At 62.1% G+C, this 12,754-nt stretch carries 10 protein-coding genes; 4 read left to right on the top strand and 6 right to left on the bottom strand.

From position 1 onward, the window contains the following. The first annotated feature begins 2 nt into the window (after nt 1–2). The gene (cysW, locus tag V476_RS11055) at nt 3–875 is read left to right on the top strand and encodes a sulfate ABC transporter permease subunit CysW (protein WP_002551394.1); all 873 of its coding nucleotides are present in this window, start codon (nt 3–5) and stop codon (nt 873–875) included. Between the two features lie 2 nt (nt 876–877). After that, entirely contained in the window at nt 878–1,858 is a 981-nt protein-coding gene (locus tag V476_RS11050) for a sulfate/molybdate ABC transporter ATP-binding protein (RefSeq protein ID WP_003344757.1), read from the top strand. Between the two features lie 201 nt (nt 1,859–2,059). On the opposite strand, the gene V476_RS11045 is transcribed toward V476_RS11050, so the two are convergent. The 3 genes from V476_RS11045 to V476_RS11035 are packed head-to-tail and all read right to left on the bottom strand — an operon-like array spanning nt 2,060 to nt 5,030. Next, a complete protein-coding gene (locus V476_RS11045; protein ID WP_024958953.1) occupies nt 2,060–2,872 on the bottom strand; it encodes a sulfite exporter TauE/SafE family protein in 813 nt (270 codons plus the stop codon). Continuing rightward, a complete protein-coding gene (locus V476_RS11040) occupies nt 2,865–4,118 on the bottom strand; it encodes an NAD(P)/FAD-dependent oxidoreductase (protein ID WP_024958954.1) in 1,254 nt (417 codons plus the stop codon). The genes V476_RS11045 and V476_RS11040 overlap by 8 nt, the downstream gene beginning before the upstream one ends. Before the next feature lie 27 nt (nt 4,119–4,145). Next, complete coding sequence (locus tag V476_RS11035; protein WP_024958955.1) at nt 4,146–5,030, bottom strand: MBL fold metallo-hydrolase; 885 nt, start codon at nt 5,028–5,030, stop codon at nt 4,146–4,148. A 266-nt stretch (nt 5,031–5,296) separates the two neighbouring features. On the opposite strand from V476_RS11035, the gene V476_RS11030 reads away from it, so the two are divergent. Next, entirely contained in the window at nt 5,297–6,616 is a 1,320-nt protein-coding gene (locus V476_RS11030; RefSeq protein WP_024958956.1) for a sigma-54 interaction domain-containing protein, read from the top strand. Nucleotides 6,617–6,750: 134 nt separating this feature from the next. Here V476_RS11030 and V476_RS11025 read toward each other — a convergent pair whose 3' ends face one another. After that, entirely contained in the window at nt 6,751–7,320 is a 570-nt protein-coding gene (locus V476_RS11025) for a xanthine phosphoribosyltransferase (RefSeq protein WP_003318411.1), read from the bottom strand. Nucleotides 7,321–7,371: 51 nt separating this feature from the next. Further along, nucleotides 7,372–9,381 (bottom strand): DNA helicase Rep, encoded by a 2,010-nt coding sequence (rep, locus tag V476_RS11020; RefSeq protein ID WP_003318412.1) that lies wholly within the window; start codon nt 9,379–9,381, stop codon nt 7,372–7,374. 204 nt (nt 9,382–9,585) lie between these two features. Between rep and V476_RS11015 the strand changes: the two genes are divergently transcribed. Next, nucleotides 9,586–11,250: a putative bifunctional diguanylate cyclase/phosphodiesterase gene (locus V476_RS11015; RefSeq protein ID WP_024958957.1), complete on the top strand. Its 1,665-nt coding sequence runs from the start codon at nt 9,586–9,588 to the stop codon at nt 11,248–11,250. Between the two features lie 12 nt (nt 11,251–11,262). Here the strand turns inward: V476_RS11015 and V476_RS11010 are convergent, their stop codons facing one another. Then, nucleotides 11,263–12,645: a NorM family multidrug efflux MATE transporter gene (locus V476_RS11010; RefSeq protein WP_003421587.1), complete on the bottom strand. Its 1,383-nt coding sequence runs from the start codon at nt 12,643–12,645 to the stop codon at nt 11,263–11,265. Between the last annotated feature and the right edge of the window lie 109 nt (nt 12,646–12,754).

Here is a 12,754-nt window from a genome sequence, read left to right as displayed (position 1 = left end):
ACATGTCTTATTCATCTGTTTCAGCCGCCGCCTCTGCCAACGCTGCCCGTCGTGGCAGCGCGGTGTCGCGACGTATCCTGATCGGCCTGTGCTGGCTGGTGTTCGTCCTGTTTCTGGGCCTGCCGCTGTTCATCGTGGTATCCCAAGGCCTGAAAAACGGTCTGGGCGCGTTCTTTACCGCGATCCTCGAGCCGGACGCGCTGTCGGCGCTGAAGCTGACGGTCATAGCGGTGCTGATCTCGGTACCGCTCAATCTGGTGTTCGGCGTCAGCGCCGCATGGTGCGTGAGCAAATACTCGTTCCGCGGCAAGAGCATTCTGGTCACGCTGATCGACCTGCCGTTCTCGGTATCGCCGGTCATCGCCGGTCTGGTCTACGTGCTGATGTTCGGTGCGCAGGGGCTGTTCGGGCCGTGGTTGCAGGATCACGACATCCAGATCGTCTTTGCCCTGCCGGGCATCGTGCTGGCGACCATCTTCGTCACTGTGCCGTTCGTTGCGCGGGAGCTGATCCCGCTGATGCAGGAGCAGGGCACTCAGGAAGAAGAGGCCGCACGGCTGCTGGGCGCCAACGGCTGGCAGATGTTCTGGCACGTCACGGTGCCGAACATCAAATGGGGCCTGATCTACGGCGTGGTGCTGTGTACGGCGCGAGCGATGGGTGAGTTTGGCGCGGTGTCGGTGGTTTCCGGGCACATTCGCGGCGTCACCAACACCCTGCCGCTGCACGTCGAAATTCTCTACAACGAGTACAACCACGTTGCCGCCTTTGCCGTGGCGAGCCTGTTGCTGATCCTGGCGCTGTTCATCCTGCTGCTCAAGCAGTGGAGCGAATCCCGCATTAACCGTCTGCGCCATAACGCGGCGGAGGAATAATCATGTCGATCGAAGTCCGTAACGTCAGCAAGAACTTCAACGCCTTCAAGGCTCTGAACAACATCAGTCTGGACATCCAGAGTGGCGAGCTGGTGGCTTTGCTCGGCCCGTCAGGCTGCGGCAAGACCACCCTGCTGCGCATCATTGCAGGTCTGGAAACCCCGGATGACGGCAGCATCGTGTTTCATGGCGAAGATGTGTCCGGCCACGACGTGCGTGATCGCAATGTCGGGTTCGTGTTCCAGCATTACGCGCTGTTCCGCCACATGACGGTGTTCGACAACGTCGCGTTCGGCCTGCGCATGAAGCCCAAGCGCGAGCGCCCGAACGAAACGCGCATCGCCGAGAAGGTCCATGAGCTGCTGAACATGGTGCAGCTGGACTGGCTGGCCGACCGTTATCCGGAGCAGCTGTCGGGTGGACAGCGCCAGCGCATTGCCCTGGCCCGCGCCCTGGCGGTCGAGCCAAAAGTGCTGCTGCTGGACGAGCCGTTCGGCGCGCTGGACGCCAAGGTCCGCAAAGAGCTGCGTCGCTGGCTGGCGCGCCTGCACGAAGACATCAACCTGACCTCGGTGTTCGTGACTCACGATCAGGAAGAGGCCATGGAAGTGGCCGATCGCATCGTGGTGATGAACAAGGGCGTGATCGAACAGATCGGCTCGCCGGGCGAGGTCTACGAGAACCCGTCCAACGACTTCGTCTACCACTTCCTCGGCGACTCCAATCGCCTGAGCCTGGGCGAGGAAGGTCACCTGCTGTTCCGTCCGCATGAGGTGTCGCTGTCCCGCCAGGAAATCGAAGACCACCACGCCGCCGAAGTCCGCGACATCCGCCCACTGGGCGCGACGACGCGGGTCACCTTGAAAGTGGAAGGGCAGGACGAGCTGATCGAGGCCGAAGTGGTGAAAGACCACGACAGCCTGGTGGGCCTGGCCAAGGGCGAGACGCTGTTCTTCAAACCGAAGGTCTGGCAGAAGCTTTAAAGCCTGCGCAGGTGCTTATCGTTATACACAACTCTTGTGGGAGCGACCGGGGCGGCGATCCGCATTGCTCGCGAAGACGGTGTTTCAGTCGATGCATTTTCGGCGATGCTACCGACCCCTTCGCGAACAAGTTCGCTCCTACGCCCTCCGGGCAGAAGCCTTATCGTTCCCATGCTCCGCGTGCTCTGCGTCCTCGGGCTGTTATCGCACGGACAACGCCAGCATGAACGCCGCGACGATGCCGCATACGGCGAACAGTTGTTGCAGGCGTGGGCCGGCGAGGTAGCGGGCGACTTGCCTGCCGATGACCAGGCCGATGACTGCACCCAGCGCGAACGGCGCACCGACCGCCCAGTGCATCACCCCGCTCAGTGACGCGGTAATGACGCTGCCCATCGAAACCAGGGCGATCACGGCCAGTGACGTCGCCACGACACTCTTCATGTCCAGGTCGCTGTAGCGGGTCAGCGCCGGAATGATCACGAACCCGCCGCCCACCCCCAACAACCCGGACAGCAACCCGGAGCCCACGCCGGTCAGCGTCAGTGCGCGCAGACAGGGCATGGTCCAGCGCAGGCGGCCCTGCAGCGGGTTGAGCACGCAGGGCAGTATTTCCGCACGCGGCGCCGGCTTGCCGTGGCGCAATTCGCGGGTGGCCCTGATGAACATGCGTCCACAGGCGTACAGCAGCACGACCGAAAAGACCAAAGCCAGCGGCGTATTGGGCAGTCGATGAGCGAGCCATAGGCCCAGAGGCGCCATCAGCACACCAATGGAGGCGATGTACCCGGCCGCGCGATAGCGGACGATGCCCTGACGCAGCCCCAGTACCGCACCGATCCCCGCCGCCAGCCCTACGGCCAACAGACCGACAGGTGCGGCTTCGACAATCGACAGGCCGAGACCGAAGACCAGCAGCGGCACGGCGAGGATGCCGCCGCCCGCGCCGGTCAGCGCAAGTACCATACCGATGACGGTCCCCAGACCAACGCCCAGCAACTGATGCTCATCCATGCCGGGTGTCAGCCTTTTGCGGTTTGGCCAGCCATTCACGGCCCTTGAGCATGCCATGCCAATAAAGCGCGGGCAGCACTCGCGCTTTCAACCACCAGGCCAGTCGGGTCGGCTGGCGACCCTCCAGCAGCCAGCGCGGAAAGCTCGGCGCAACCTTGCCGCCATAGGTAAATTCGGCCAGCACGATGCGGCCTTTCTCGACCGTCAACGGGCACGAGCCGTAACCGTCATACACCGCTGACCCATCCCGACGACCCAGCGCGACCAATACGTTGTTGGCCACCACCGGCGCCTGCTTGCGTGCCGCTGCGGCGGTCTTGGCATTGCTGGTGTTGGTGACGTCGCCCAGACCATGAACATTGGCGAACTGCCGGTGCTTCAGCGTGGCCGGGTCGACATCCACCCAGCCTGCGGCATCGGCCAGCGGGCTGCTGCGGATGAAGTCAGGGGCAATCTGCGGCGGCACTACGTGCAACATTTCGAAGCTTTGCTCGACGGTCTCGCTGCTGCCATCGGCCTGCGTGCGAATGAAGGTCGCGCGCTTGCCAGGCCCGTCGACGGCGACCAGCCGATGGCTGAACTTGAGGTCGATGGCGTAGCGCTCGACGTACTTCATCAGCGCCGGGACATAGTCGGCGACACCGAACAGCACGCCACCGGCGTTGTAGAACTGCGTATTGATCTGCGCGAGACGGCCGCTTTTCAACCAGTGATCGCAGGACAGGTACATGGCCTTCTGCGGCGCACCGGCGCATTTGATCGGCATGGGCGGCTGGGTAAACAGCGCGCGGCCCTGTTTCAGGTTCTGTACCAGCTTCCAGGTGTAGGGCGCCAGGTCATAGCGATAGTTGGAAGTCACGCCATTGGCCCCGAGCGTTTCCACCAGCCCGTCGATAGCCGACCAGTCCAGCTTCAGGCCGGGGCAGACCACCAGTTGCTGATAACCGAGCACGCGGCCGTCGGCCAGCGTCAGCGTATTGTGCTGCGGCTCGAAGGTCGCGACCGCAGCCTTGATCCACTGCACGCCTGTGGGTATCAGCGAGGCCATGCTGCGTGCCGTCGACTGCGGCGTGAAGATCCCCGCACCGACCATGGTCCAGCCGGGCTGGTAATAATGGGTATCGGCGGGGTCGACCAGGGTGATCTGCAGGGTAGCGTCGCGGGCCAGCAGGCTTGCGGCGGTAGAGATACCGGCAGCACCGCCACCGACGATCAGGATCTGACAGGTTGTTGTCGAAGCATTCATCACAGGGTTTTCCAGAGCGGGCAGCGGTCAAAGGGCATTGAGCGGGATCTTCAGGTAGACGACGCCGTTGTCTTCCGGCTCGGGAAAGTGTCCGCAGCGCATGTTGACCTGCACCGCAGGCAGCATCAGCACCGGCATGTCCAGCGTTGCGTCACGGGCTTCGCGCATGCCGACGAACGCGTCCTCATCCACCCCGTCGTGCACATGGATGTTGCTGGCGCGCTGTTCGGCAACCGTGGTCATGTACTTCAGCTCCCGGCCATTGGGCAGGTAGTCGTGGCACATGAACAGCAGGGTCTCCGGCGGCAGCGCCAGCAGCTTCTTGATCGAGCGATACAGCGTGCGCGCATCGGCACCCGGGAAGTCGCAACGAGCGGTGCCGTAATCGGGCATGAACAGCGTATCGCCGACAAACGCGACCGTGGCGTCACCGACTTGCACCAGGTAACTCATGCACGCCGGCGTGTGTCCGGGCGTGTGCATGGCCTTGACCTCAAGCGTGCCGAGGGCGAACGACGCGTTGTCCTCCAGCAGCACATCGAACTGGCTGCCATTGCGGGCAAAGTCAGACGGCGCGTTGAACAGCGTGCCGAAGGTTTCCTGCACGGCAGTGATATGGCTGCCGATGACAATTTGCCCACCCAATCTCTGTTTCAGATACGGCGCTGCCGAGAGGTGATCGGCGTGCACGTGGGTTTCGAAAATCCACTGCACCGAGGCGCCCAGCGACTGCGCCCGTTCGATCATCCGGTCGGCGGACTCGGTCCTGGTGCGGCCGGACTTAGGGTCGTAATCGAGCACGCTGTCGATCAGCGCACATTGCTTGCTGTGCAGGTCCATCACCAGATAGCTGATGGTCCAGGTATGCGTGTCGAAGAGCGCTTCGACATGAAGTTTTTCACCGATGATCATGTGCAATTCCCATGGCTGTAAATCGCCTCAAGGCCCGTTTGGCCAGGCCGGACGGTTGGCAGTCGTTGCCATGATGTCTCAATAACCATGCCAATCACTGCAAAGCCCCTTCAGGCTAATAAATACAAGGCGTTTTGCGGTTTTGCAAAACACCTCGATGGCCTGCCGCAGGTCGCTGACTGCCACATTCTGGCAGTCATTTGGCAGTCCGTGGCACAAGCTGGCAGGCGGATGGGTTAAGCTGCGTCCAATCTTCAGGAGCACCCATGAACCTCATCGCCACCGATTTTCCCGGCAGTCGCATGCAGTCGCTGGTGTCATACCTCGAACATGATCTGCGACCGACCATCGTGCTCGACACCGACTACAACATCATTGCCGCCAACACTGCCTACCAGCGTCAGTTCGGCGTCGAAGGCACGCCGCATGTGGGCGAGAAGTGTTATCGGGTGTCGCATCAGTTTGCGGTGCCGTGTGACCAGGCCGGTGAGCATTGCCCGATGCGCAAGGCCCATGAAACGCGGCTCCCGGAGCGTCTGCTGCACATTCATCACACGCCGCGCGGCCCCGAGCATGTGGATGTCGAGCTGCGGCCGATTCTCGACGATCAGGGTGAGGTGATCGCTTATGTCGAGCGACTGAGCTCGGTGGCGGTAGCCTCCGTCCAGCCGCAGCAACATGGGCTGGTAGGGCGCTCGGCGGCGTTCAAAGAAGTGCTGAGCGCTCTGCAACGCGCTGCGCCCGCGCAGATTCCGGTGTTGCTGCAGGGCGAGTCGGGTACCGGCAAGGAATTGTTCGCGCGCGCACTGCACGCCAGCAGCGCCAGGTCCGCCGGGCCGCTGGTGGTGGTCGATTGCACCGGGCTTACCGAAACCCTGCTGGAAAGCGAGCTGTTCGGCTATGAGAAGGGCGCATTCACTGGCGCATTGCAGCGCAAGACCGGTCTGGCCGAAGCCGCTCATGGCGGGACGTTATTCCTTGATGAGATCGGCGAAGTGCCGCTGGCCATGCAGGTCAAGCTGTTGCGGCTGATTGAATCGGGCAGTTTTCGTCCGGTGGGCAGTCTGCGCACGGTGCACTCGGATTTTCGGCTGGTGGTCGCCACGCATAAACCGCTCAGGGAGATGGTCGCCGACGGCAGCTTTCGCCAGGATTTGTTTTACCGCATCAGCGCCTTTCCGATTCGCCTGCCGGCCCTGCGTGAACGCAGTGAAGACCTGCCGCTGCTGATCGATAGCCTGCTGCAACGCATCGCGCCTGGCGCCGCGCCGCGTGTCGACGCCGAGGCCATGAAGCTGCTGAGTTTGTACAGCTACCCCGGCAACATTCGCGAGCTGCGCAACATACTCGAACGCGCCCGTTTATTTACCGATGACGGCATCATTCGCGCGCAGGATCTGCCCGCCGAAGTACGTGGGCAGGGCGAGGCGGGTGGCGTGACGTACCGCCAGCAGGACGACAGCCTGGAAAAACTCGCCCATGCGCTGCGAGTGTTCAACGGCTCGCGCAGCGAACTGGCCAGAGAACTGGGACTGAGCGAACGCACTTTGTATCGACGTTTGCGTGCCCTAGGCATTCGGCGCTGAAGCACGCACGCTATGACGCAGAGCGTCACGAACGGCATTCCCACGCGGGAGCGTGCGGAACGATAACCGCAACTATCGTGCGGCGCTCCGCGTCGTATGCCTTTCCGGACGCTCCGCGTCCGCCCTCGGGAGCCTTACTTGAACGTCACAACCCCACCGGCCAGGGATTCGACCCGCGCCAGGGATTCGACGCGATAGCCCTGGGCGTCCAGTTCAGCGCGGCCGCCCTGGAAGGATTTCTCGATCACGATGCCCAGCCCGGCTACCGTGGCGCCAGCCTGTTTGATGATCGAGATCAGCGCCTGCGAGGCTTTGCCGTTGGCCAGGAAGTCGTCGATGATCAGCACCTTGTCGTCGCTGCTCAGATGGCGCGGCGAGATGGCCACGGTGCTTTCCACCTGCTTGGTGAACGAGTACACGGTCGCCGACAGCAGGTTTTCGGTCAGGGTCAGGGACTGGTGCTTGCGAGCGAAGATCACCGGCACGCCCATGTTCAAACCCGCCATGACTGCCGGCGCGATGCCGGACGCTTCGATGGTCACGATCTTGGTCACGCCAGCGTCGGCGAACAGTCGGGCGAATTCGTCGCCGATTTCCTTCATCAGGGCCGGATCGATCTGATGGTTGAGAAACGCATCGACCTTCAGCACCTGATCGGACAACACGATGCCTTCTTCGCGAATTTTCTTGTGCAGTGCTTCCACTTCAATTCCTTGGCTGCGCCATTGCGCAATAAATGATCAATAGGGTGTCGGCTAGCGTTTCAGCATGGCGCGAATGTCGGCAAGCGCGGTGTTGCCGCGCACCGCTTTGACTTCCGTCGGGGTGTCGTCATTGCCTTCCCAGGCCAGGTCGTCCGGGGGCAGCTCATCCAGAAAGCGGCTTGGCGCGCAGTCGATGATTTCACCGTACTGCTTGCGCTTGGCGGCGAAGGTGAAGGCCAGGGTCTGCCGCGCGCGGGTGATGCCCACGTAGGCCAGGCGGCGCTCTTCTTCGATGGTGTCGGCTTCGATGCTGGAACGGTGCGGCAGGATTTCTTCTTCCATGCCCATGATGAACACGTACGGAAATTCCAGGCCCTTGGAGGCGTGCAAGGTCATCATCTGCACGCCTTCGGCACCGTCTTCCTCTTCCTGCTGACGTTCGAGCATGTCGCGCAGGACCAGCTTGCCGATGGCTTCCTCGATGGTCATACCACCTTCTTCGTCCTTTTCCAGCGTGTTTTTCAACGCCTCGATCAGGAACCAGACGTTGCTCATCCGGTAATCGGCAGCCTTTTCGCTGGAGCTGTTCTGCCGCAGCCAGTTCTCGTAGTCGATGTCCATGACCATGCTGCGCAGCGCGGCGATGGGATCGTTCTGCGCGCACTGCTGACGCACGCCGTCCATCCAGCGCTTGAAGCGCTGCAAACGGTCGGTGAATCGGCTGTCCAGATGCTCGCCCAGGCCGATCTCGTCGGTGGCGGCGTACATCGACACCTTGCGCTCGGTGGCGTAATTACCGAGCTTTTCCAGCGTGGTCGAGCCGATCTCGCGACGCGGAACGTTGATCACCCGCAGGAAGGCGTTGTCGTCGTCCGGGTTCACCAGCAGACGGAAATAAGCCATCAGGTCCTTCACTTCCTGGCGGCCGAAGAAACTGTTGCCGCCCGACAGTCGATACGGCACCTGATGGTGCTGCAATTTCAGCTCGATCAGTTTGGCCTGATAGTTGCCGCGATACAGAATGGCGAAATCGCTGTACGGGCGGTCGGTGCGCAGGTGCAGGGTGAGGATTTCCATGGCCACCCGCTCGGCCTCGGCGTCTTCGTTGCGGCAGCGGATCACGCGGATCTCGTCGCCGTGGCCCATCTCGGACCACAGTTGTTTTTCGAAGGCGTGCGGGTTGTTGGAGATCAGCACGTTGGCGCAACGCAGAATGCGGCTCGTCGAACGGTAGTTCTGCTCCAGCATCACCACTTTCAACGACGGGTAGTCGTCCTTGAGCAGCATCAGGTTTTCCGGCCGCGCGCCACGCCAGGCGTAGATCGACTGGTCGTCGTCGCCCACCACGGTGAACTGATGGCGCGTACCGATCAGCAGCTTCACCAGCAGGTACTGGCTGGCGTTGGTGTCCTGATATTCGTCGACCAGCAGGTAACGCACCTTGTTCTGCCACTTTTCCAGGATGTCGGCGTGTTCCTGGAACAGCTTGACCGGCAGCAGAATCAGATCGTCGAAGTCCACCGCGTTGTACGCCTTGAGCGTGCGCTGATAGTGGGTGTAAACGATGGCGGCGGTCTGTTCCTTGGGATTGCGGGCGTTTTCCAGCGCCTCGGCGGGCAGGATCAGGTCGTTTTTCCACGAGCCGATCATGTTCTTGATTTCGTCGACACCGTCGTCGCCGGAATACTCTTTCTGCATGATGTCGGTCATCAGCGCCTTGACGTCGGTTTCGTCAAAGATCGAGAAGCCCGGTTTGTAGCCCAGCCGCGTGTGCTCTTTGCGGATGATGTTCAGGCCCAGGTTGTGGAAGGTCGAGACCGTCAGGCCGCGTCCTTCGCTGCCCCTGAGCAGCGTGCCGACCCGCTCTTTCATCTCGCGCGCGGCCTTGTTGGTGAAGGTCATGGCGACGATGTACTGGGCGCGAATGCCGCAGTTCTGGATCAGGTGCGCGATTTTGCGGGTGATCACGCTGGTCTTGCCGGAACCGGCACCGGCGAGCACCAAAAGAGGGCCGCCGACGTAGTTCACGGCTTCCTGCTGCCGGGGATTGAGTCGGGACATGGCGGTATGAAGAGTCGTCTGCAAAAAAGGTCGGGCATTTTAACAGGCCCACGGTTTTGTGCAGTGCTCATCGTCGTCAGACAGTGACTGCTATCTAATTCTTCTGTTTTTGTTACATTTGCGCCGCGACGCGCGATACGTGTATTTGTCGCGCTCCTGCGAGAGAGCGGCCACCGGTTTTTCCTTTGCACTTAGGAAGTTAGATTGCCTACACCTGTCGAACCCTTGCGATTGCTGTTATTGGCGCACGAGCCTTTCTGGCAGTCGCTGCTTAGCGGCTGCCTCACTGCGCCGGGAGGCAACGTGATACTTCTGCATGGCGCGAACTGGGACGTTTTCAGTGCCCGTTACGCTAACGAGCGCAATACCGTGCTGCTGACCACGCCTGATCTGCAGCCCAGGACCGGGGCCTGCCTGTTGCCTACCGTAGTGCTGCTCGAGACCGAACCACTGGTCGGACCGACCGGCGTCAGTGACTGGCTGGTGCGCGATGCCTTGACCGGTGACACGCTTCGGCGCTGCCTGCGCTATGTCCACGAGCGCAGTCGCCTGGAAGACAGCCTGCGACGCCTGGTCGGCCAGGACCCGTTGACCGGCATCGCCAACCGCCAGGGTTTTCAGGCGCTGCTCTCGGCTCGCCTGAGCGAAGGCGGCGGCGTGGCGCTGGGGCATCTGGACCTGGACAACTTTCGCCGCGCCAACGATTCACTGGGTCATCAGGCCGGCGACCGATTGATCCTGCAAGTCGTGGCGCGCTTGAAAAACCAGCTCGATGCCGGCGATCAGATCGCCCGCCTGGGGGGCGACGAATTCGCCCTGTTGATCGACACCCGAACAGCCCCCGAACGTGCCCTGCAAATGGCCGAACGTATCACCGACGTGCTGGCCGAACCCTATTGGGTCGATGGCGAAAGCCTGCTGCTGGGTTGCAGCCTGGGCATCGCTCACTCCCAGGCCCAGCCCGAAGCCGACCCGCTGATGTGGCATGCGCATATCGCCATGCGTCAGGCCAAGAGCATGCAGGGCTGCACCTATCACCTGTTCGACGAGCGCATCAACCGCAACGCCCGCAGCCTCACCGACCTGGAAGGTGAACTGCGACGCGCCTTGCGCCGCGATGAGCTGGAACTGCATTACCAGCCGCGTCTGTGCCTGGACAGCGGGCGTATCGTCGGCCTGGAAGCGCTGGTGCGCTGGCGCCATCAGGAGCGCGGGCTGCTGCCACCCAGCGAGTTCGTGCCACTGGCCGAGCAAAGCGGCCTGATCGTGCCGCTCGGCTACTGGGTCATCTTCCGCGCATTGCGTGACATGCAGGCCCTGCGCGAACAAGGCTTTGCCCCGCTGCACATGGCGATCAACCTGTCGTTCCGGCAGTTTCAGGACAGCCAGTTGCTGCCGACCTTGAATCGCCTGATCGCGGAACACAATGTCGACCCACGCTGGCTGGAGTTCGAACTCACCGAAACCGCCGTCATGCGGCGCAGCGATCAGGTCAGGCAGACCATGGATGCATTGCGGCAACTGGGCGTGCGCTTTTCGCTGGATGATTTCGGCACCGGCTATTCGTCGTTCATGCACCTCAACAGCCTGCCCATCGCGCTACTCAAGATCGACATGGGCTTTGTCGGGCAGATGGAGTTACGCGAAGAGAACCGCAAGCTGGTCAACGCCATGATCAATCTGGCGCACAACCTGAACCTGGAGGTGGTCGCCGAGGGTGTGGAAACCGCCGGGCAACTGGAGTTGCTGCGCAGTTTTGGCTGCAATCAGGTGCAAGGCTATCTGATCAGTCGGCCGCTGCCGGTGGAAGAACTGGTGACCTATCTGCGTTCGCAAGCCGCGCACGCAGGTACATCCAGGTCCGGGTGACGGTGCGCCGGATCAGCCCGGCACCGCCACCCCGGCTGCATCCCTACGCAACAGCCGAGCCGTCTTCCATTCAAACGCATAAGTCAGCGCCACAGCCGAGCAGAACAGGCCCAGCGCCAGCCCCCACCACACACCTGAAGCACCGGCATCGGTAGAGAAACCGAGCAACCACGCGGCAGGCGCGGCGATCAGCCAGTAGCAGCCCAGGCCGATCAGGAAGGTGGTGCGTGCATCCTTGAGCCCACGAATGGCGCCCATGGCAATGGTCTGGGTGCCGTCGAAAAACTCGAACAAGGCGGCAATGGCCAGCAGTTTTGTGGCCAATACCACGATCTCGGCAAACGCCGGGTCATTGATGTCCAGAAACAGCCCGATGACCAGGTGCGGCGCCAGCCAGAACAGCAGCCCGAACATGAGCATCACACAGCCGCCAAAACCGATGCCCAAACGCCCGGCCATGCGCACCATCAACAGGTTGCCTGCTCCATAATGCTGGCCGATACGCATGGTGACCGCGTAGGACATCCCCACCGGAACCATGAACGCCATGGACACGGTCTGCAGGGCGATCTGGTGCGCCGCCATCTGCGTGCTGCCCATCGCGCCCATGCAGAACGCCGCAAAAGTGAACAGCCCGACTTCCACGGCATAAGTGCCGCCAATCGGCAAACCGAGACGCCATAGCTCGCCCAGATGGCTGCGTGACAGTTTCGAAAGCCCTTTTCTGATCGGGTACGCCGCGTAGGCCGGATGCCGCCTGATATGCAGCGCCAGCGCGAGGGCCATGCAGTTGGTGACGATCGCGGTGACCAGCCCGATGCCCATCAGCCCCAGGTTGGGCAGCCCCAGCCATTGATGGATCAATGCGTAATTGAGCACGAAATTGGCTGCCGCACCGGCCAGGCTGATGGTCATCACCGGCCCCGCACGACCCAGTGCGCTGGTGAAGCCGCGCAATGCCATGAAGCTGAGCAGGCCGGGCAGGGCGAAGGGCAGGGTGATCAGAAATTGAGCCGCCATATGCACGTTGGCTTCGGCCTGACCGAACTGCAACAGGATGGGTTCGAGGTTCCACAGCAACAGCGCGGCAACCAGCGCCATGCCCCAGGCCAGCCACAGACCGGCCTGGGTCAGACGGGTCGCGCCTTCGGTGTCGCCGGCACCGTGACGGATCGAAACCAGCGTGCCGACCGCGGCCATCACGCCGACGCAAAAGAACGACACGAAGCTGTACGTGGCAGCGCCCAGCCCCCCGCCGGCCAAGGCCTCCGGGCCGATCTTGCCCATCATCACGGTGTCGGTGAAGACCATCAGCATGTGCGCCATCTGTGACGCAATCAGCGGCCCCGCCAGGCGCAGGATGATCCAGAGTTCTTTGAGGGCGGACGGCTGCATGGTGACGGAGCTCTACGGCAAAGGGACGAATGAGCGACGTATTCTGGGCAGTTGCTCGACTAAACACAAAACGATAAATCCGATGCTCAGCATGACTAAAACTCATCTG

It is taken from the genome of Pseudomonas syringae KCTC 12500, assembly GCF_000507185.2.
GTDB classification, from domain to species: Bacteria; Pseudomonadota; Gammaproteobacteria; order Pseudomonadales; family Pseudomonadaceae; genus Aquipseudomonas; species Aquipseudomonas syringae.
This window is presented reverse-complemented; position numbering and strand designations above follow the sequence as displayed.

What these genes read in the sequence shown, in the direction of transcription:
- rep (WP_003318412.1), bottom strand. Translation starts at nt 9,381, where the DNA reads ATGTCCCGACTCAATCCCCGGCAGCAGGAAGCCGTGAACTACGTCGGC.
- V476_RS11050 (WP_003344757.1), top strand. Translation starts at nt 878, where the DNA reads ATGTCGATCGAAGTCCGTAACGTCAGCAAGAACTTCAACGCCTTCAAG.
- V476_RS11030 (WP_024958956.1), top strand. Translation starts at nt 5,297, where the DNA reads ATGAACCTCATCGCCACCGATTTTCCCGGCAGTCGCATGCAGTCGCTG.
- V476_RS11045 (WP_024958953.1), bottom strand. Translation starts at nt 2,872, where the DNA reads ATGGATGAGCATCAGTTGCTGGGCGTTGGTCTGGGGACCGTCATCGGT.
- V476_RS11040 (WP_024958954.1), bottom strand. Translation starts at nt 4,118, where the DNA reads ATGAATGCTTCGACAACAACCTGTCAGATCCTGATCGTCGGTGGCGGT.
- V476_RS11010 (WP_003421587.1), bottom strand. Translation starts at nt 12,645, where the DNA reads ATGCAGCCGTCCGCCCTCAAAGAACTCTGGATCATCCTGCGCCTGGCG.
- cysW (WP_002551394.1), top strand. Translation starts at nt 3, where the DNA reads ATGTCTTATTCATCTGTTTCAGCCGCCGCCTCTGCCAACGCTGCCCGT.
- V476_RS11035 (WP_024958955.1), bottom strand. Translation starts at nt 5,030, where the DNA reads ATGATCATCGGTGAAAAACTTCATGTCGAAGCGCTCTTCGACACGCAT.